The sequence below is a fragment of the Streptomyces sp. SDr-06 genome (assembly GCF_003324565.1).
Taxonomy (GTDB): Bacteria; Actinomycetota; Actinomycetes; order Streptomycetales; family Streptomycetaceae; genus Streptomyces.
The window spans coordinates 255,564-275,398 of sequence record NZ_QOLA01000001.1 but is presented as its reverse complement, the minus strand read 5'-3'; the positions used below and the strand labels follow the sequence as shown (position 1 = coordinate 275,398).

At 71.1% G+C, this 19,835-nt stretch carries 18 protein-coding genes; 8 read left to right on the top strand and 10 right to left on the bottom strand.

The features are described 5' to 3' along the window. Positions 1–83 precede the first annotated feature (83 nt). Positions 84–590: a carboxymuconolactone decarboxylase family protein gene (locus tag DT019_RS01190; RefSeq protein WP_114034650.1), complete on the bottom strand. Its 507-nt coding sequence runs from the start codon at positions 588–590 to the stop codon at positions 84–86. Between the two features lie 202 nt (positions 591–792). On the opposite strand from DT019_RS01190, the gene DT019_RS01185 reads away from it, so the two are divergent. Beyond that, a complete protein-coding gene (locus DT019_RS01185; protein ID WP_114034649.1) occupies positions 793–1,032 on the top strand; it encodes a hypothetical protein in 240 nt (79 codons plus the stop codon). Continuing rightward, positions 1,032–1,406 (top strand): toxin Doc, encoded by a 375-nt coding sequence (locus DT019_RS01180; RefSeq protein WP_114034648.1) that lies wholly within the window; start codon positions 1,032–1,034, stop codon positions 1,404–1,406. The genes DT019_RS01185 and DT019_RS01180 overlap by 1 nt, the downstream gene beginning before the upstream one ends. A 391-nt stretch (positions 1,407–1,797) precedes the next feature. Here the strand turns inward: DT019_RS01180 and DT019_RS01175 are convergent, their stop codons facing one another. Then, positions 1,798–2,268, bottom strand: coding sequence for a DIP1984 family protein (locus DT019_RS01175; RefSeq protein WP_114034647.1), 471 nt, complete (start codon positions 2,266–2,268; stop codon positions 1,798–1,800). Between the two features lie 335 nt (positions 2,269–2,603). Here DT019_RS01175 and DT019_RS01170 point away from each other — a divergent pair, with 335 nt between their 5' ends. Both DT019_RS01170 and DT019_RS01165 read left to right on the top strand, forming a co-directional pair. Further along, positions 2,604–4,172 carry an oleate hydratase gene (locus DT019_RS01170; protein ID WP_114034646.1) on the top strand — a complete coding sequence of 523 codons (1,569 nt, stop codon included), beginning with the start codon at positions 2,604–2,606 and terminating at the stop codon, positions 4,170–4,172. 106 nt (positions 4,173–4,278) lie between these two features. Then, positions 4,279–5,139 carry an aldo/keto reductase gene (locus DT019_RS01165; RefSeq protein ID WP_114034645.1) on the top strand — a complete coding sequence of 287 codons (861 nt, stop codon included), beginning with the start codon at positions 4,279–4,281 and terminating at the stop codon, positions 5,137–5,139. Between the two features lie 205 nt (positions 5,140–5,344). Here the strand turns inward: DT019_RS01165 and DT019_RS01160 are convergent, their stop codons facing one another. Beyond that, complete coding sequence (locus DT019_RS01160; protein WP_114034644.1) at positions 5,345–5,968, bottom strand: hypothetical protein; 624 nt, start codon at positions 5,966–5,968, stop codon at positions 5,345–5,347. 114 nt (positions 5,969–6,082) lie between these two features. Between DT019_RS01160 and DT019_RS01155 the strand changes: the two genes are divergently transcribed. Both DT019_RS01155 and DT019_RS01150 read left to right on the top strand, forming a co-directional pair. Further along, complete coding sequence (locus DT019_RS01155; RefSeq protein ID WP_114034643.1) at positions 6,083–6,718, top strand: TetR/AcrR family transcriptional regulator; 636 nt, start codon at positions 6,083–6,085, stop codon at positions 6,716–6,718. Between the two features lie 95 nt (positions 6,719–6,813). Next, entirely contained in the window at positions 6,814–8,862 is a 2,049-nt protein-coding gene (locus tag DT019_RS01150) for a HelD family protein (protein WP_114034642.1), read from the top strand. Between the two features lie 56 nt (positions 8,863–8,918). Here DT019_RS01150 and DT019_RS01145 read toward each other — a convergent pair whose 3' ends face one another. Continuing rightward, complete coding sequence (locus DT019_RS01145; RefSeq protein ID WP_114034641.1) at positions 8,919–9,659, bottom strand: response regulator; 741 nt, start codon at positions 9,657–9,659, stop codon at positions 8,919–8,921. Next, positions 9,656–10,852 carry a sensor histidine kinase gene (locus tag DT019_RS01140; protein WP_223279243.1) on the bottom strand — a complete coding sequence of 399 codons (1,197 nt, stop codon included), beginning with the start codon at positions 10,850–10,852 and terminating at the stop codon, positions 9,656–9,658. Before DT019_RS01140 ends, DT019_RS01145 begins: the two co-directional genes overlap by 4 nt. A gap of 181 nt (positions 10,853–11,033) precedes the next feature. Between DT019_RS01140 and DT019_RS01135 the strand changes: the two genes are divergently transcribed. Then, positions 11,034–12,635: a nitrilase-related carbon-nitrogen hydrolase gene (locus DT019_RS01135; protein WP_223279242.1), complete on the top strand. Its 1,602-nt coding sequence runs from the start codon at positions 11,034–11,036 to the stop codon at positions 12,633–12,635. Here DT019_RS01135 and DT019_RS01130 read toward each other — a convergent pair. Next, entirely contained in the window at positions 12,571–13,782 is a 1,212-nt protein-coding gene (locus tag DT019_RS01130; protein WP_114034638.1) for a nitrate/nitrite transporter, read from the bottom strand. The genes DT019_RS01135 and DT019_RS01130 overlap by 65 nt on opposite strands. Before the next feature lie 221 nt (positions 13,783–14,003). Between DT019_RS01130 and DT019_RS01125 the strand changes: the two genes are divergently transcribed. Next, complete coding sequence (locus DT019_RS01125) at positions 14,004–14,687, top strand: hypothetical protein (protein WP_114034637.1); 684 nt, start codon at positions 14,004–14,006, stop codon at positions 14,685–14,687. Between the two features lie 87 nt (positions 14,688–14,774). On the opposite strand, the gene DT019_RS01120 is transcribed toward DT019_RS01125, so the two are convergent. The 4 genes from DT019_RS01120 to DT019_RS01105 all read right to left on the bottom strand — a co-directional run bounded on the left by DT019_RS01120 (position 14,775) and on the right by DT019_RS01105 (position 19,763). Further along, positions 14,775–15,662: a geranyl diphosphate 2-C-methyltransferase gene (locus DT019_RS01120; protein ID WP_114034636.1), complete on the bottom strand. Its 888-nt coding sequence runs from the start codon at positions 15,660–15,662 to the stop codon at positions 14,775–14,777. 17 nt (positions 15,663–15,679) lie between these two features. Continuing rightward, on the bottom strand, positions 15,680–16,972 hold the full coding sequence (locus tag DT019_RS01115; protein ID WP_114034635.1) for a family 2 encapsulin nanocompartment cargo protein terpene cyclase: 1,293 nt from the start codon (positions 16,970–16,972) through the stop codon (positions 15,680–15,682). Between the two features lie 106 nt (positions 16,973–17,078). Further along, positions 17,079–18,491 (bottom strand): family 2B encapsulin nanocompartment shell protein, encoded by a 1,413-nt coding sequence (locus DT019_RS01110; RefSeq protein ID WP_114034634.1) that lies wholly within the window; start codon positions 18,489–18,491, stop codon positions 17,079–17,081. Positions 18,492–19,055: 564 nt separating this feature from the next. Continuing rightward, a complete protein-coding gene (locus tag DT019_RS01105; RefSeq protein ID WP_114034633.1) occupies positions 19,056–19,763 on the bottom strand; it encodes a DUF899 domain-containing protein in 708 nt (235 codons plus the stop codon). Between the last annotated feature and the right edge of the window lie 72 nt (positions 19,764–19,835).

The following is a 19,835-nucleotide window of genomic DNA, read 5'->3' as shown; positions in this document are numbered from 1 at the left end:
GCCGACCGGTTCGGGCGCGCACGCCCCGGCTCCCTCATGGCAGCACACCATGAGGGAGCCGGGGCGTCCGCTCGGGCGACGCGTCAGTTCCAGGGATCGGTGAACGACCGGCCAGGCACCGGCTTGGCGATGAGGGCCACGGCGATGAAGAAGTTGACCTGTCCGATCGCGAACATCAAGGTGGCCAGCGCCTTGGGCTCGTAGTGCTCGGCCGCCCGGGCGTAGAGCTCGTCCGGGACGCGCTCGCCGTGGCCGGCGGGCTGGAGCACCGCCTCCACGAGCGCCAGCGCCGCGCGTTCGGCGGCGGTGAAGTAGGGCGAATCCTGCCAGGACGCCACCGAGGTGATCCGCTCCTGCGACTCCCCGGCCTTGCGCAGGAAGCCCGTGTGGAGCACGGTCAGATAGGTGCTGCCGACAATCTGCCCCGCACGCAGCTGGACCAGACTGATGGTGGAACGGGGCACCGAGCCGTTGCCGGTGACCTTGAACAGGGCCGCCGACACCTGAGCCAGCTCGGGAACGAGCTGTGCGGGGTCCTCGGACATGCGCGGCTCCATCGGTACTTCCGCGGTGATCGAGCGAGTTTCCATGACCATCTCCTCAGTGGTTCGCATCGTGCTTCCACCGCCTTGACGGATCGCGCCGCGCAGATGTGACCGACCGGCCGGGCCCGCCCCCGCCCCGCTCGGTCTCCCGGGCGTGCCCGGCCCTCGCATACGCCTATGACCTGCGAGAACAGGCACTTCGCCCCGGCCCATAGCCGAGCAGGTACCAACTAGGTACCATCGAACCATGCCGTCCTTGAACATCACCTTCACCGACGAGGAGCTGGAAGCGGTCCGGGCCGCCGCGGCCGCCGACGGAAAATCCCTCAAGCAGTACGTCCACGACCTGCCCCTGCGCGAGCAGCAGCGCCTGCAGTTCGTCCGCTACGCGCTCTCCTGGGGAGAACAGCAGCGCGCCGAGTTCGACGAGGCCTTCCCCGACGAGGCGCCGCCAAGCGCGCGCAGTGAGGGGGTGGACGCCGCCTGATGGTCCTCTACATCGACGTCCCGTGGCTCCTGGACGTCCAGGAGCAGGCTGTCCCGGAAGACGTGAGCGTCGCCGACTACTCTGCCCTGGTCGCCGCCGTCGCCCGCCACAAGACCCGCATCCCCCGCCCCGCCACCGCCGACCCGGAACCCTCCTGGCGCGCGGCGGCCCTGCTGCACACCCTGGTGCGCCTGCAACCGCTGCCGCACCGCAACAGCCTCTACGCCTGCCAGGTGACGGCCGCCTACATGTACGCGTCCGGAGAGGGCATCGACCCGCCGTACGGCGCGATGGTGGATCTCGTACGCGACATCCAGGCCGGGAAGGTGAGCGTCTATCAGGCCGCCGACCGGATCCGCGCCTGGCGCATCTGACGAGGCACACCGACCGCGCGGGCCGCGACGGCGGGGGTGGCGCCGACGCCGCCAGGGCACCGCCGGGCCTTGCGCACGGAGGCGGTTTTCCGTGCGTACACGGAGGCGGCAGCGAGCCCGACGGATGATCGCCGGGCAGCGCCTGGTGTGACCTGCAAATGATGTGGAAAGCCCCGAACCCGCCCTCGCCGCTCCGGATCTGCACGTGGTGATGTGCTGTGCGCTGTGCACCTTTACCTGTACGCCGTGCTGAGCTGCGCTGTTGATGGGGAGTCGAACCCCGCGTTGCTCTCCACGCGCCAAGAAGTGAGCCGGAAACCGCCGACTCCCGGTGTGTGCACGCCTCCGGAGCAGCTACCTGCTCCACATCGTTCCGGTCCGCCGGACCCGGTCAGTCCAGGAGGTCCGCCTCCCAGTTCGTGCGCTGGATCCGCACATCGACCTCGCGGATCTCCCGGGCGATGGCGTCGGCCTGGGCGCGCAGTTCCGCGACCGGGAGCGCGGCGAGCATCACCAGTTCGGACCGGAGCTGTCGGCCGTAGCCGCGCTCGCCCGAACCAGCCGCCGCGTCCGCCGCCGCGGTGATCACCGCGTGTCGCAACCGCAGGACGTCCCGGCGCGCGAGCGCGTCGGTGAGGGTGCCGTCGGGGCCCATGTCCACGGCGGCGTTGGTCCGGTTGATCCGCCGGATGAGTGCTTCGAGCCCGCCCAGCACCTCGCCGACCTCGGCCAGCAGCTGAGCGGCGTCCTCGGCGGGAGTCTCCCCCTCCTGGTACCGCGCACTGCTGACGACGCGCGCCCGCAGCTGCTCCACGCGACGCGTAGCCTCCGCGCGTTCGGCCAGCGCCTCCGCAAGCTTCACTGCCCCCACCTCCGGTCTTCCTTGAGCTCGCACGAGTATAGGAGGGCCAATGGGCTCGTACGCAGCGGGTTTTCGCCCAGGCTCGGCGGGCGAGGCAGGGACGCGACCGGCCCGGCATGTCTCTCCGGCGTCTCTGCCCAAGGGCCGGGACCCGCGAGGGGCGGTCCGCACACAGAGACCGAAGGGCGCATTCCTCGCATATCACCTATCGTCAGGAGCCGGGACCGGTCTCTGGTCAGGGGGTCGCAACCTCGGCTCCCCGGCCGGGCCGGAGCGGGCGCTCCGGGACCGGAGCGGAGACCAGGGTTCCCAGCCCTGACGAAGGAGAGCGGATCGTGGCGAAGGCGTACCTGGTGGGAAGTGGCATCGCGGCGCTGTCGGCGGCGGCGTTCCTGATTCGGGACGGCGGGTTCGCCGGACCGGACATCGTCCTCCTCGAGGAGCAGGACCGGGAGGGCGGAAGCCTGGACGCGGCCGGTTCGCCGGAGACCGGTTACACCATGCGCGGCGGCCGCATGTTCGAGATCCACTTCGACTGCACCTACGACCTGCTGAGCTCGATCCCCTCCCTGGACGATCCGTCGAAGTCCGTCACGGAGGACACCTTCGCCTTCCACGACGACTTCGCGTGGGACGACCACGCCCGGCTGGTCGACGCGACCGGCAAGGTGGTCGCCTCGCACTCGATGGGCTTCTCCGAGCGGGACCGCCTGGAACTGGTGAAATGCGTAGCCACGCCCGAGCGCCAGCTGGACGGCAAGCGGATCACGGACTGCTTCAGCCCGGAGTTCTTCACCATCAACTTCTGGTGGATGTGGTGCACCACGTTCGCCTTCGAGCCCTGGCACAGCGCGATCGAGTTCCGTCGCTACCTGAATCGCTTCGTGCATCTCTTCAAGACGTTCGACAGCATGTCGGGGATCTACCGCACCCGGTTCAACCAGTTCGACTCGATCGTGCGCCCCCTGCTGAAGTGGCTGACCGACCAGGGCGTGACGCTCCAGCTCGGGACCCGGGTCACCGATGTGCGGCTGGCCGACGGGGACGGACTCACCGCCACCTCCCTCACCTGGACCAGAGGCGGGCGCAGCGAGGACATCGCGGTGGGCCCCGACGACCTGGTCATGGTCACCAACGGCTCGATGACGGCCAACTCCACGCTGGGGTCCACCGACACCGTCCCCGCCCTGGACACCTCCGGTTCCAGCGGCTCCTGGAAGCTGTGGGAGACCCTCGCCGCCAAGCGGCCGGGCCGGCTGGGCAATCCGGCGGTGTTCGACACCTTCGTGAAGGACTCCACCTGGGAGTCCTTCACGGTGACCACCAAGGACCCCACCTTCTTCAAGCTGATGCAGGAGTTCAGCGGCAGCGAGGCGGGCAAGGGCGGCCTGATCACGTTCAAGGACTCCAGCTGGCTGCTGACGATCGTCCTCAACCACCAGCCGCACTTCCGCGATCAGCCCGCCGACACCTTCGTCTGGTGGGGCTACGCCCTGTTCCCCGACAAGAAGGGCGACTTCGTCGAGAAGACCATGGCGCAGTGCACCGGCGCGGAGATCCTGGACGAGGTGCTCCAGCACCTGCGCTTCGAGCAGGGCCCGCAGATCCTGGAGAACTCGATCGTCATCCCGGCGCTGATGCCGTACATCACCAGTCAGTTCCTCGTGCGCTCCCAAGGCGACCGGCCCCAGGTCGTGCCCGAGGGGTCGACCAACCTCGCCTTCATCGGCCAGTACGCCGAGGTCCCCGACGATGTGGTGTTCACGGTCGAGTACTCGGTACGCACCGCGTGGACCGCCGTGGCCGGGCTCTTGAACCTGGACAAGCAGCCCCCGCCCGTCTACAAGGGGCAGCACAACCCCCGGGTCCTCGTGGAAGCACTCGAAACCCTTCACCGACGCTGAGCGGGACGCGATACCGCCGGGGCTCAACTACCGCCAGCGGCAGTGGAATTGAGCCCCGGGGCGTAGAGTCGCGGGCGTCGCACCGAGCCACCCCGGGGGGTAGGACATGCACAGTCGCCGCATCGGCACCGTGAGCGTCGGCGCCATCGGACTGGGTGGGATGCCGCTGTCCATCGAGGGGCGACCGGACGAGAAGCGTGCCGTCGCGACCGTGCATGCCGCGCTCGACGCCGGGATCTCCTTCATCGACACGGCGATGGCGTACTGCCTCAACGCCTCCGAGACCGGACACAACGAGTCCCTGATCGCCCGCGCGCTCGCCTCGTACGGGGGTGACACCTCGGGTGTGCTGGTCGGCACGAAGGGCGGGGCGGCGCGCGCGGCGGACGGATCGTGGTTCTACAAGGGCGATCCCGCGACCTTGCGCGCCGCCTGCGAGGGCTCGCTCCGGCGCCTGGGCGGCGACTCCATCGGCCTGTACCAACTGCACACCCCGGACCCGGAGGTGCCGTACGCCGAGTCGGTGGGCGCTCTGCGTGAGCTGTACGAAGAGGGCAGCATCCGTGCGGTCGGCATCTCGAACGTGAGTGTCGACCAGCTGCGCGCGGCGCATGCGGTCCTGGGCGAGCGGCTGGTGTCGGTGCAGAACAACTTCTCCCCGGCCGTACGTGACAGTGGGCCGCAGCCGCGGCTGTGCACGGAGCTGGGCATCGCCTTCCTGGCGTACAGCCCCCTGGGTGGCATCTCCCGCGCGGGCGCGCTGGGTTCCTCCCACACGGCCTTCGCCCGGGTCGCCGCCGAGCACGGCACAAGCCCCCAACAAGTCGCCCTGGCCTGGGAGTTGTCCCGGTCGCCGCGGGTCATCCCGATCCCGGGTTCGACCCGCCCCGAGACCGCCCGCGACTCGGCCGCGGCAGCCGACCTGGAGCTGACGAAGGAGGAACTCGCGGAACTCGACGCAGCCTGACCCCGGACGCACGAGGCCGATCAGCACCGGACCCTCCTGGAGACGGCTCGCAGTCGCGTGGCGGAGGAACTCGACGAGTTCAACGTCCACATCGTCGGCAGGATTCAGATGGTTCACGACTTCCGCTGAGTGATGTCGGCGAACCCCGGCCGGTCCGTCCTGGCGGGTCGCCGGGGTGCGGGCCATGGGTCCGGGGACGTCGGCCCTACTCCTTCAGTCCCACCACGCCCCAGCCCCGTTGGGCGGCCTCGGTCAGGACGCGGCCCCAGTCCTCGAGGAGTCCGGCGAACGCGTCGAAATCGGGGATCCAGCCGTCGGGGCTCGCGGCGTGCCGCGTGAAGTCGGGGCGCAGTGCGTCGAGTCGGGGGGCCAGGCGCTCCCATGTCGAGGCCAGTTCGCGCACCCCGTCCGGCGGCTGTGAGACCAACTTGCCGTAGGCGGTCCCGGGGTCGTCGCCGAAGAAGTCGGCGGTCGGGTCCGGGGGCTCGACCCCGGTGCAGGAGCCCTGCCAGAACAGGCCGAGCAGCAGCGTGTCCAAGTCGGTCCGGATCACCGGCTTGGCGTGGTCGCGGACCGCTTCCCACCGCTCGCCCGCCCAGAAGTGCGGCTTGTACGAACCCAGGGTGCGGCGGAACTCGTACAGGGCGAAGAAGGAAGCATTGTCGCCACGCGGCCACGACCAATCGCCCTCCACGCTCGGCACGTCGTAGTCCCACAGCCCCGTCTCGTCCGCGTACCAGGCCTCGCGCAGGCGGGGAAGACGGTCCCGGGGCGGGACCCGCTCCAGCCACGACCAGTCCGCGATCAACACCGTCATGTCCACACCCATGCCTCGGAGCCTACCGATCCGTGGTTTCGCGACGCGCGCTCGTCTCACGACGCTGACAAGCCCGTGGCTGCCGGGCGGGGCGGCGCCGCGGGCGGGGCCACGTAGGCTCGTCCCATGGGTAGCGAGATGGGTTTGCGGGAGCGCAAGAGGCAGCAGACGTACCAGGCGGTGTCGGAGACGGCGATCGCGCTGTTCCTGGAGCGCGGCTTCGACAAGGTCTCCGTCGCGGAGGTCGCGGCGGCCGCCGGGATCTCCAAGCCGACCCTGTTCCGGTACTTCCCCGCCAAGGAGGACCTCGTCCTGCACAGGTTCGCCGACCACGAGGACGAGGCCGCCCGCGTCGTCGCCGCGGGCCGGGCCGAGGGGGTCGCGCCGCTGCCCGCCCTGCACGCGCACTTCCGGGCGGGACTGGAGCGCCGCGACCCGGTCACCGGGCTCTGCGACAACCCCCACGTGCGCGCCTACTACGGCCTCCTCTACGGCACGCCCAGCCTGGTGGCCCGCTTGTACGGGTACCAGGAGCGCTCCGAGGGGGCGTTGGCCGCCGAGCTCGGTGGCGGGCTGGGCGCGCGAATCGCGGCCGGGCAGATCATCGCCGTCCGCCGGATCCTGGCGGAGGAGAACTGGCGCCGGATCGAGGCGGGGGAGAGCGAGCGGGCGCTGTACGGGGAGTCGCTGGCGGCGGCGGACCAGGCGTTCGCGCAGCTGGCGGAGGGTCTCGGCGCCGCATACGGGGGAGCGCGGCGCTGACCGTCTCCGCCTGCGCCACTGACGAGGGGTGAGCGCGGCACCGCTCGTTCGTTACCGAGTTAAAAATGTAACCGGGTTGCGTTATTCTGGTCTGCATGAAGTCACTCGACCGCGCACTGGACCAGGAGCGGACCTACCACAACGCCTGCCGCGCCGCCCTGGCCGCGATGACGGAAGGCGCCGGACACCGCGTCGTCATCGGCGAGAACGCCTTCGCCTCCGGCGCCGACGCCGAAGTGCTCGGCTACCAACTCCGCAGCTGGGCCAAGGAGTTGAGAGAGATGCCGGAGGGGCCGCTGTTCTTCGGCCGACTGGGCTTCGACGCGTCGGCCGACGGCGACCATGCCGGCCAGAGCTACCACATCGGCCGCCGCCGCATCAGCGAACACCCCTCGGCCCCGCCGCTCGTGGTCGACTGGCGGGCCCCGGTCTCCCGCTGCTTCTACCAGGCCAGTGCCCGCGACCCGCAGGGCGTGGAGGTCCGGCGCAGGTTCGGCTGGGCGCAGGGAAGCACGGGGGCCGCCGAGGACCTGACCGGCCTGGAGGACGAGCGCCTGACGGCGGGGGAGGCGAGGGGTGTTGGCGCGATACTCGCCGGCGAGATCGAGCGGCCCCGCGTCGGGCCCATGCGCGACATCGCGGCCACCATCCAGCCCGACCAGGATGACCTCGTACGGTCCGACCTGGCCGAGTCCATCTGCGTCCAGGGCGCCCCCGGCACCGGCAAGACCGCCGTCGGCCTGCACCGCGCGGCGTACCTCCTCTACACCTATCCCCAGCGCATCCAGCGCCGCGGTCTGCTGGTGCTCGGCCCCAACCGCACCTTCCTCTCCTACGTCTGCGAAGTCCTCCCCGCGCTCGGCGAGAGCGACATCCGCCAGACGACCGTCGAGGAGGAGATCGTGCGCGGCACCCGCGGCCGCGAGGTGCGGGCCGTCGACGCACCGGCGGCGGCGGTCGTCAAACACGACGTGCGGATGGCGGAGGTGCTGCGCCGGGCCCTGTACGGCCGGGTCGCACAACCCGTCAACTCCATCGCCCTGCGCGAGGGTTCGTACACCTGGCGCGTCTCCAGGGCGGAGCTCGCGTCGATCGTCGCGGCGGTGCGGGCCGAGGCGCCGCCGTACGCCATCGGGAGGGAGCGGGTGCGCAGCCGGGCGGTCCGGGCGATCCAGCTCCAGGCGGAACGGCGGGCCGGACCCATGAACAACACATGGCTCCAGAAGATCACCCGGACGCGGCCGGTGACGGAGTTCGTCGACGCGGTCTGGCCGAAGGTGAAGCCGGAAGAGGTGCTGGCCGAGCTGTTCACCGATCCCGACGCGCTGGCCACCGCGGCCGAGGGCCTCCTCGACCCCGATGAGCAGAAGGCGCTCGTGTGGGCGAAGCCTCCGCGTTCCTGGAAGTCCTCGAAGTGGTCGGCGGCCGATCTGGTACTGCTGGACGAGGTGGCGGGCCTGATCGAGCACCCCGAGGGGTACGGGCACATCGTCGTCGACGAGGCACAGGACCTGTCCCCGATGCAGTGCCGGGCGATCGCCCGGCGCGCGGCGTTCGGTTCCCTGACGGTGCTCGGTGACCTGGCCCAGGGCACTACGCCCTGGGCTGCCCGGGAATGGGCCGGGCAGCTCGCCCATCTGGGCAAGCCGCACGCCGTGGTCGTCCCGCTCACGACAGGGTTCCGGGTGCCCGCCGCGATCGTGGAACTGGCCAACCAACTGCTCCCCGCCCTCGACGTGGACGTACCGTCGGGTCAATCCCTGCGCAGGGACGGGCAGTTGACCTACCACTGGGCCCTCGGGCCGCACGAGCTCGCCGGTGCGGTGACCGACGCGGTGCGGTCGGCGCTGGGCCGGGAGGGTTCGGTCGGGGTGATCGCCGCCGACCGCGACGTGCCCGCACTGAGCGCCGCCCTCGCCGCGGCGGACCTCGGCCCGGCCGTCGGGGAGCGGCTCACGGTGCTGCCCGCCACGCTCGCCAAGGGCCTGGAATACGACCACGTGGTAGTGGTCGAACCGGCCGAGATCGCGGCAGCCGAGAAGCGCGGCCTGCACCGGCTGTACGTGGTGCTGACCCGGGCGGTCTCCGGCCTGGACATCGTCCACAGCCGGCCCCTGCCGCCTGAGCTGGAGCCGACCGGCTGAGCCGCCGCGGCGCGCTCGCGTCCCCGCGCGGCCCCGCGAGAGGGGCCCGCGCTCCGTCAGGACGGGCCGGGCCCGTGTTGCTCGGCATCGGTCAGGCGCGGCATCCGCACGGTCGCGGCCAGCCCTTCCTGGTGGGCGAGCAGCGCCGCCTGCACCCGGTTCTCCAGGCCGAGGCGGGTAAGGACGCGGTTGACGCGACTCTTCACGTTCCCCTCGGTGAGGCCGAGGGCCGTGGCGATCTGCCCGTTGGACAGCCCCCGCGCGACCAGCACGAGTACGTGGAGTTCGCGCTCCGTCAGCACCCGCGCGAGCTCGCCCTCGCGCAGGGCGGGGGCCGGCGCGTGGGGCAGCAGCGCGGGCGGCAGTGCGGTGACCGTGTCGATGAGGCGGCGCGTCACGCTCGGAGCGAGCACCGCCTCACCCGCGGCCGTCGCGCGGATGGCCTGGGCGAGCTGGTCGGGCGGGCTGTTCTTCAGGAGGAAGCCCACGGCCCCGGCCCGCAGCGCGGCATGGACGTACTCGTCCAGGTCGAACGTGGTGAGCACGAGGACCCGCGGCGCGGGGCCCGGCCCGGGCCAGCAGTGGGTGATGCGCCGGGTGGCCTCCACCCCGGTCACGCCGGGCATGCGGACGTCCATGAGCACGACGTCCGGCCGGAGTTCGACGGCGCGGGCCACGGCCTGCTCCCCTTCGGCGGCCTCCCCGACGACCGACAGATCCGCACGGCGGTCGATGACCAGGCGGAGCCCGGTGCGCACCATCTCCTGGTCGTCGACGACCAGCACCCGAACGCTCACGCGCCTGCCTCCACCGGTCGAGGGGCCCGCGCGTGGAGGACGGCCCGCAGCCGCCAGCCGCCGTCCTCGCGCGGCCCGGCCGCCAGCTCACCGTCGAAGGCCGCCACGCGCTCGCGCATGCCGATGAGCCCGTGCCCCGACCCGGGAACGCGGACGTGGCCCGGCGGCGGCGGGTCGTTCTCCACCTCGATCGTGAGGCGGGATGCGTCGCCGCCCACCGTGACCCGCACGGCGACGGGCCCGGCGTGCTTGATCACATTCGTCAGCGCCTCCTGGACGAGCCGGTAGGCCGAGATCCGCATCCCGGCGGGCGGCGCGGTCCGTGCCCCGACCTCCGACACATAGGTGACCCGGCATCCGGCCGTCGCCGCGGCGCCGATGAGCGGTTCGAGGTGGTCCAGGGACGGCTCGGGCGCCGGCTCCCCGTCCCGGAACGAGAGCAGTCCCAGGACGCGCCGCATCTCGATGAGCGCGGTGTCGGCGGTCCGCGCGATGAGCCCGGCGCACTCCGCCGCCCGCACGGTGGAGGAGGAGCCGGTTTCGGCCGGGGCGTCCGCCATCAGGTCCTCGGCGGCCCGGGCCTGCACGGCGATGGCGCTCACGTGGTGCGCCACCACATCGTGCAGATCACGGGCGATGCGGGCGCGCTCGGTGACCACCGCCTGCCGGGCGTTGAGCTCGCGCTCGGCCCGCAGACTCCGGTTGAGGTCCCGCAGTCGTTCCGCGTCGGCGCCGATCCTGCGCCTGCCGCACCCCAGCAGCCAGGCGAGCGCGAAGAAGAAGACGAAGGTCATGGCGCTGATCGGCTCCAGCGACCCGAGGCGCACAGGCTCCCAGTGCCCGGTGAGGGCGTCGGTCGCGGTGACCGCCCCGAGGCACAGCAGGGTTCCCGCGACGCTGGTGCGGACCGGCGCGTAGCGGGCCACCGCGTACACGCCGATCATGAGCAGGAACGGGCCCGGTATGCGGCCCTGAATCGGACTGAGCACCTGGAAGGCCACGTAGAGGCAGGTCATCGCCGTGAGGACGGCCCGCGGACGCGTCCGCCGCCACAGCAGCGGAACCGTCTGCGCTCCCCACAGGGCCACCCCCAGGGCCCCGGGCTGCGGGGTGCGGGCCGCCACGGTGACCATGTCGAACAGCGTGAGGCCACCGCCCAGCGCGACATCCGTCAGGCGCGGCCGGTCGGTCATCCATCGCCGCGCGGCTTGTGGCCCGGCTTTCCTGTCGTTCACCATCTCGGTCGTCAGGCTAGACGAACGGCGCAGCGCGCCGGATCGTCCGTAGGGCGCGCATCGATAGTTGCGCGGCCCGGCGGGGGATCACCGCGCAGACGGACGTGCCCCGCCGAGGCACCCGCCTAGCGTCCTTCCCATGACGAAAATCCCCCCGCCACCACGGTCCACCGGGCGCCTCAGCACGATGGAGCAACCGCCCGGCGCCGTGGACACGGCGGTCAACCCCCCTGCCCGTCAAGGAAGTTCAAGGACCGCGGCCCGCTGGGTGTTCCTCGCGCTCGGCACGGCCACCATGCTGTTCGCGGTGGGCGGCCGGTGGGACATCGCGGCGGCCGCCTGGATCTTCCCGGTGCTCCTGCTGCGCTTCTCCCGCCTCAGCCGGATGTGGACCGGCACGCTGTGGATCTGGCTGGCCCACATCATCGCGGCCGTCTTCTGGGTCCAGGAGTCGGCGCTCGGCTTCAACCCCGTCGCTGTGGCGGGCGCGATCGGTCTCGCCGCCCTGCAGACCCTGCCGTTCCTGGCCGACCGGCTGCTCGTCACCCGGCTGCGCCCCGCGTGGGCGGCCCTCGGCTTCCCCGCCGCCCTCGCGGCAAGCGAGTTCCTGATCACCACGGTGACCCCGCTCGGCACGGCGTACGGGTGCCTGGCCGTCACCCAGTACGGCGACCTCCCCCTCCTCCAGCTCGTCTCGGTCACGGGCCCCTGGGGGATCGGCTTCCTGATCGCCTACTTCGCCAGCACCGTCAACCGGATCTGGGAGCGCCCGTCGTGGCGCGGCGGTCTGGTCTACGGCGCTGTCCTGCTGAGCGTCCTGCTGGCCGGCGGAGCCCGGCTCGCCCTCAGCCCGGCGGGGGGCGAGAGCGTGCGGATCGCCGGCGTGAGCCCCAGCCGGGCCGTGACCGCGTCCCTCCAGGCCGCGCTCGGGCGCATCAGCGGCGGCCCGGCGGACATCGCCGCCGCACCGGCCCCGGCGGTGGAGCCCGCGATGACCGCCGTCGAGAACGACCTGCTGGCCGCCACCGAGCGCGAGGCCGCGGCCGGAGCGAAGATCGTGGTCTGGCCCGAAGAGGCTCTCAGGGTCCAGGAGTCCCACGCGTCCGAAGCCCTCGCGGCCGCCCGGGACCAGGCCCGCCGGTCGGGTGTCTACCTGGAGATCGGGGTCCGTGTCTACAGCACCACGGCGCCCGCCTACGGCCGGGACGAAGCGATGCTGATCGACCCGCGGGGCAACGTGCTGTGGACCTACCAGAAGGCCCACCCCATCCCCGGCTCGGAGAAGTACACCCCCGGCGACGGCCGGGTGCCCGTCGCCGACACCCCGTACGGCCGGATCGCCAACGTCATCTGCTACGACGCCGACTTCCCCGCCATGATGCGGACCAGGGCCGACATCATGCTCGTACCGTCGGCCGACTGGAAGGAGTACGGCGGCGCGCACACCGCGAAGGCGAGCCTGCGCGCCATCGAGGGCGGCTACTCACTGGTGCGTCAGGACGCGCAGGGCGTCTCGACCGCCTACGACCACCAGGGCCGTGTCCTCGCCACCGCCGACTACTTCACCACGCCGCGCCAGACCATGGTCGCCTTGGTGCCCACGCACGGGGTGACCACCGTCTACGACCGCATCGGCGACACGTTCGCCTGGCTGTGCGTGGCCGGTCTGGCCGGGCTCAGCGCAGTGGCCGTGGCCCGGTCGCGGCATCCCCGCGCGCGGCCGGGGACGTCCCCGCGCTGAGGGGCTCCTCAGCCACGGGACGGCTGGTCCGCATGCGGGTGTACGCGTACACGCACCCGGCGAGCGCGAGGTCGGACAGGAGCATGAACCCGATCGAGTACGAGTCCTTCGCGCTGTAGATGGCACCCATGACCAGCGGCGGTACGAAGCCGCCGAGGCCGCCCATCGCTCCCACGATGCCGGTCACGCTGCCCACTTGGGGCTGGGGCGTCACCTGGGAGACGAGGGCGAAGACGCTGCCGCTGGCCGTGCCCAGACCGGCGCCCATGCACAGCAGGGCGATGGTGCCGCCGGGATACAGCGTGGGATCGAAGGCCTGCACGATGGCGAGCAGGGCGACCAGGCCGAGCGCGCCGGCCGTGACCAGCGCCGGGTGGACGCGGTCCGAGAGCCAGCCGCCGATCGGCCGGAAGACCACGGTGGCCAGGGCGAAGCCCGCCGCCTTGGAGCCCGCGTCGGTCGGCGACAGCTGGTACCAGGTCTTGAGGTAGGTGGGCAGGTACACGCCGAACGCGACGATGCCGCCGAACCCGATCGCGTACAGCGCGGACAGTTCCCAGGTCACCCGCAGGCGGCCCGCCTGCCCCAGCCGTGAACCCAGCGACGCGGTCGGGACGGGCCGGTCGGGCCGGTCCGTGATCAACAGCACGGCCAGCACCGCGTACCCGGCGAGGGCCACCGCCACGACGAGGAAGGGCAGGTGGTAACCGTGCTTGGCGATCCTCGGGGTGAGGTACCCGGACAGCGCCACACCGCCCATGCCCATCCCGAACACGCCGAGCGCGAAGCCCCGTTTGCTGGGCGGGAACCAGGAGTTGACCAGCGGAATGCCGATCGCGAAGGTCGTGCCGCCCAGGCCCAGGAAGAAGCCGACGACGAGCATCAGGCCGTAGCTGTCGCGCGCCGGGATCAGCAGGAGCACCGGCACGATGGTGAGCGCGGACATCAGCGGGAACATCAGCTTCGCGCCGTACCGGTCGGTGAGCGCGCCCACCGGGATCCGGCCGACCGACCCGACGAGCACCGGGACCGCCACGAGCAAGGACTGCTGGAACGAACTGAGATGCAGCCGGTCCTTGTAGTCACCGGCCAGGGGGGCGATCAGGTCCCACGCCCAGAACGTGAGCGTGAACCCGACGGTGGCCATGACCAGATTGCGGTACGCGGCGACAGAAGGCTTCGTGGGGGCGTCCCCAGGCTTCCTATGGGTGTCCACGCCCCCAGTCAAGGTGTTCGGATCCGGCGGGGCGCGCCGGACTGCGCCGTACGGGGGACCTCCTTGGATACCCCCGCCGCCGGTCCGGACAGGGCCACGGCCCCACTAGGCTCGGCCGGGTACATGGCGACACCTTCCCACGGGGGTATGGAATGACGATGCACCGTCCGGGCCTGCCCGGCGACCTGCCGACGCCGGAGATCCTCTGGGCGCGGTGGGGGCTGCTGGCGGTCCTTGAGGCGACGGAGGAGGGCGAGGAGACACCGCCGGTGCACCGCACAGGGTGCTGGATCGACGAGGGCGGTCTCCATCTCGACGACTGCGGCAGTACGTGGTGGACCCTGGCCAGGATGGGCGAGGGCCGGTTCGTGCTCTACGGCGAGGACGAGTCGAGCGGCGTCAAATGGCACAAGCCGCCGATCGACATGCTGGCCGGCGCCCCGGACTGGCTGCCGTACGCCAAGCTCCGCCGTCTGCTCGACGGGTATGAACTCGGCTGCGTCTACTGGTACGAGAACGGTGCCTGGTCGCGCGCCCCGTACCCGGAGAGCCTCGACGACGACGGTCTCGACTGCGGCATGAACCGCTTCGTCGACCGGGACGACGTCGTGCGGTCCCTGGGGCTGGGGCAGGGCGACTGCGGTGGGGACGCCGTCCTGGCCCGAGCGGAACGCCATGAGCTGACCCCGGGGGCGCTGGAATCGCTGGTCGCCGCGTCCGAGGACGACCTGTGGGAACTGCCGCCCATGCTGCGTGCTCTCGACCTCACGGGCCTGGCGGGTGACGGTGAGTCACCTGACGTTGCGTCAAACGAGTTGAGCAGTCACGGCAGTTGAGCTGGTTGCGGCGGCTGAAAGCCGTCTCCGTGCCCGAGTGGTTCCAGGCGCCGAGGCGGCTTTCAGGTACGGGCCGAGGACGGGTGGTCAGACGCGGTCGGCCGCGATGAGGACGTACTGGAACGAACCGTCGCGGTAGGAGTTGATGAACGCCTCCTCGATGCCCGTGACGAGCGACGACGTGGCCCGCAACTCCCAGTAGGGCAGGGTGTCGGGGGTGAGGTCGATGACGGCCTGGGGCACCAGGCGGTTGTCGGCCATGGCCCGCAGGTACTCGCGACGCGAGTGGATGTTGCACTCGAAGTGCGCGTTGATCTGTGAGACCCACTTCGAGGGCTGCCCGTACCGGGGGTTCCAGCAGCCGGTGATGGTCACGTAGCGGCCACCCACCCGGAGGATGCGGGAGTGTTCGGCGAACAGGTCGTGCAGGTCGACGTACATGCTCGACTCGTTGTTCCACGAGGCCGCGGCCTGCCCCGTGTCGAAGGGCATCGAGAGCATGTTGCAGACGCGGGCGCGGACGTGGTCCTGGATGCGGAGCTCGGTGGCGCGCCGGTTGGCGAAGTCGGCCTGCTTGGCCGACAGGGTGACACCTTCCACCTTGCACCCGAAGCGCTGGTGCGCCATCACCATCGAGCCGCCGCGGCCACAGCCCGCGTCCACCAGGGTGTCGTCCGGCACGATGTCGCCGAGGTGCCCCAGGAGGACCTCGGCCTGCGCCGACTCCAGCCGGTGCAGCTCGCTGATCAGCTTCTTCTCGCTCTCGCTGTCATCGGCGTCACCGAGCGCGGCGTGGTCGACGGCACCGATGCCGTAGTGGTGGTGGTAGAGACCGTCGACATCGCCGAGACGCAGGTTCACCGGCCGGGCCTCCCCGTCCCAGTAGCGCGCGATGTCCCCCTGGTAGGGCGTCGCGGGGCCGGGGATGAAGAGGGAGGCGCCGTTGGAGGTGGCGGTGAGTTCGGTGCTGGTCACAGATGATTCCATTCTTCCTACCAGAAGTCCGGCAGGCTGTAGCGATAGGTGTTGGTGCGGTGCCAGTGGTGGTTGCCGTCGACCCATGCGGCCACGCCGCGCAGGAAACGCTGCACACTGGGGACGGGACACTCGGCGGCCAGAGCGGCCGCTTCGGTCTCGAAGTCGTGCATGAGGTCGTTGTGGACCTCGACCGCCTTCAGATAGGCCTCCCGGTCGGAGAGGCCCTCCCGTTCCGCGATCACGACGGGCAGGTTCAAGTGCCGCCCGGGGGCGTCGAGTTCCTTGGTGTAGGAGTAGAGGTCGTTCACGATGGTCGTCGCGTTGCCCGCGAGTGCGATGACCCTCTGCATGGCGGGTTGCGCGTGCAGGTCCGCGGGCAGTTCGTAGCCGCCCACGGTGTCGGTGATGGTGGGGCAGGGGCGGAAGTTGTTGAACTGGCGCATCGCCAGGTACTCCCACACCTCCGGGACGCGGTCCAGCTGGGCCCAGGCGGCTTCGGCGAGATACCCCATGTGCAGCCGGGCCATGTCGTGCCGGAAGCGGTCGGTCTGCGAGGCGGTCGCCGCCTGGGCGAAGTACTCCATGGCGGAGCGGTACGCGCGCCGCGGGGCGTCCGAGTGGAGCGACTCGGCCCACTGGGGCTGGTACTCCTGCGTCGTGTGCAGGGGATCGAGTGCGGTGTGGGCGAGCAGCAGCCGTTCGCCGAGGCCGACGGGCGAGCCGCCGTGGTCCTCGCAGTAGCAGTCGTCCACCGCGTTCTCGGCGACCATCAGCCGGGTCGCGAGCATCAGGTGGTCGATGGTGGGCGCGTCGGGATGGCAGCCGACCATGTAGCGCCCCACGGAGAACCCGTCGAACTGTTCCTCCCAGTCCTCGGGGTAGAGGGAGACCTCGTCCATCGCCCAGGCCTTGATCCTGCGGCTCACCTCCTCGACCCGCACCGGGTCGGGCTCGGGTACCGGGTGGTGGTAGAGGCCCGGGATCGGTACGCCTTCCGGTGGCGACGGCTCGGGAGGCGCGGGCGGCGTGGGCTGCTCTTCTTCCCTCAGCACCAGGCGCAGGCCCGCCGTGCCCAGCCCACTGGGCCCCCGCAGGATGCGGTCGAGGCCGATACGAGGGGCCGGCACATCCACCGCCGGGGCCTCGGGGCTCGGCGGCGCTGGCAGCGTGGCCGTACTCGGCGGGCCGCCGGTGGCGGCGGCGATGTCGCGGGCGCGGGCCGCGGCACCGGCGAGGACATGCGCCCCGAAGTGGGACGCGGCCTCGGGCAGGCTCGACTGCGGAGGCGTCAGCTCAGGGGCGGGCATCCAGGACTCCTTGGTGGGATGGGCAGGTGGCCCAGGTGTTTCGGGCACGCGCGAGGGACCCCGGGGGCTGCGGGGCGTCACGCGATGCGGCTTCGGGCCGGGTGGACTACCGCGGCCGGCGGGCGATCTGCACGTTCTCCAGCACGCCGCAGGCGTCCGGCACGAGGATGGCGGCGGAGTAGTAGGTGCTGACTAGGTAGGAGGTCATCGCCTGCTCGTTGATGCCCATGAAGCGCACCGAAAGGCCCGGTTCGTACTCGTCCGGCAGTCCGGTCTGGCGCAGGCCGATGACGCCCTGGTCGTCCTCGCCGGTCCGCATGATGAGGATCGAGCTGGTCTTCTCCGGCGTGATGGGAATCTTGTCGCAGGGCAGGATCGGGACCCCGCGCCACGCCTGGACCAGCTCGCCGCAGCGCTCGACCTGGGCAGGGTGCAGACCGCGCGCGTTGAACTCCCGCCCGATCGCCGCGATCGTCCTGGGGTGCGCCAGGTAGAACTTGGCACCGCGACGACGACAGAGGAGCTCGTCCATGTCGTCCGGAGTCGGCGGGCCGGAGCGCGGCTGGATGCGCTGCTTGAAGTCCGCGTTGTGGAGCAGGCCGAACTCGCGGTTGTTGATGAGCTCGTGCTCCTGGCGCTCACGCAACGCCTCGATGGTGAGCCTGAGTTGCTCCTTGGTCTGGTTCATCGGCCCGTTGTAGAGGTCGGCCACCCTCGTGTGGACCCGCAGAATGGTCTGCGCGGCGGAGAGTTCGTACTCACGCGGCCTGAGCTCGTAGTCGACGAACGCGCCGGGCAGCGCATGCTCGCCCTTGTGGCCGGCCGACATCGCGATCTCGGCCTCGCCCCGGTGGTTCTGCCGCTGCCGGGGGAGCGACCTGAACGTTTCGACATGGTCCCGCAGGCCCGGCGCATGGGCGGCCACGGCCGCGAAGTCGGCCCGGGACAGGGTGAGCAGGGTGCCCGAGGTCTCGGCGGTGACGGTGTGCTCCCAGCGGGCGCCCTCGTCCAGCAGGGCCTGCTCCCCGAAGCGGTCGCCGTCGGCGAGCACGTCCAGGGCGAGTTCGTCACCGTACGCGCCGACGGTGGTCTGCCCGACGCGGCCGTGGGCGATCAGGTGCAGCCGGTCCGCGGGGGCGCCGCGCTCGACCAGCGTCTCACCGCCGCGGAAGTCGCGCTGGACGCACCGGTCGGCGAGGGCGGTCAGCACCTCGATGTCGTCGAAGCCACGCAGCAGGGCCAGTTCACCGAGTTCGCGCGGGATGACGCGGACGTCGGCACCGTCCTGCACGAAGTCCACCTTCCCGTCGCCGACGGTGTAGGTGAGGCGGCGGTTCACCCGGTAGACGCCGCCCTTGGTCTCCACCCAGGGGAGCATCCGCAGCAGCCAGCGAGAGCTGATCTCCTGCATCTGCGGGGCGGACTTGGCCGTGGTGGCGAGGTTGCGTGCGGCCGCCGTGCTCAGGCTGGATTGTCGTGGTGGTTCGAGTCGAGCTTCGGGGCTCGAGTCAACAGTCATCGGGCGAGCTCTCCTTGGTCGGTGCGGTGGTCGGCGTGGGTGGACGCCACCGGCAGGAGGAGGAAGGGGGGTACGAAGCGGAATCCGTCCAGAGCCAGAAGGACACTAACGGCCGGTTCGCCCCCCGGACCAAGGGAAGTGGGCGACATTAGCTCGATACGATGATCGCGCCCGCGCGATGTTTGCGGCGGAACCGAACGAATCCAGTCATGACCGACTTCGGCTCCCGAGGGGCGTGCGGACCCGCTGTGGCCGTCGCGGTCGGCCTGTCGAGGCGTGTCCAAATCCTCGTAGGCCCAGGCCGCGCGGTTCGTCCGGGCCGAGCGGAGCTCGCTCGCCGCCGTCACCGCTCGTCGGCTCGGGCCACGACACGGGGGCCCCGGTGTCACCATGGCGGCACAATCCGGCCGGAGGCGGGGGCCAGTTCGGGCGTAAGGCTGGGCGACGGCTGTTCGAGGCCCTGTCGGAGCGGGCACCGCCGCCCCGGCCGGGGGGAGTCGGCGAAAGGTGAAGGCGCCGGACGGGAAACCGCACCGTCGGGCGCCTTCACTTCTGCCGGGGAACTCAGTTCTCGCGCGCTTCCGGCTTCGCATCCGGTCCGTAGAGCGCGGCGATGTCCTCGGAGCGCGTCCACCGGCTGTAGGTCGGCGACTGCGGCCAGCCCTCGGGGGAGTCCTGCCAAGCCTCCTGGCGACCGTAGGGCAGCAGGTCGATCAGGGGGAAGGTGTGGCTGAGCTGCTCGGTGCCCCGGCCGGTGGTGTGCCAGGTGCGGTAGACGGTGTCACCGTCCCGCAGGAACACGTTGACCGCGAACCCCTCTCCGGGTCCCGCGCCGACATCGGCGCCGAACGGGCTGTTCGCGGTGGAGTACCAGGTCATCTTGTTGCCTACCCGCCGCTTGTAGGCGAGTGCCTCGTCGATCGGTCCCTGGGTGACGATGACGAACCGCGCGTCGTAGGCGGCCAGGAACTCCAGGCGGGTGAACTGGGAGGTGTACCCCGTACAGCCCGGGCACTGCCACTTCTCGCCGGGGAACCACATGTGGTTGTAGACGATCAGCTGGGTCTTGTCGCCGAAGACCTCGGCCAGCCGGACCGGTCCGTCCTCGCCGTCGAGCGTGTAGTCCGGCATCTCGACCATCGGCAGCCTGCGGCGCTCGGCGGCGACGGCGTCGAGCTGCCGGGTGACGGCCTTCTCCTTCGCGCGCAACTCATCCAGCTCGCGCTGCCAGGTCTTGGCGTCGACGACGGGCGGTAGTGCCTGGGGGGTCATGGTTCCTCCGAGGTTCACGACGGACGGCTCGTAGGAGGTAGACCGCGCCCGGCCACCAAACTCATCGCTCGT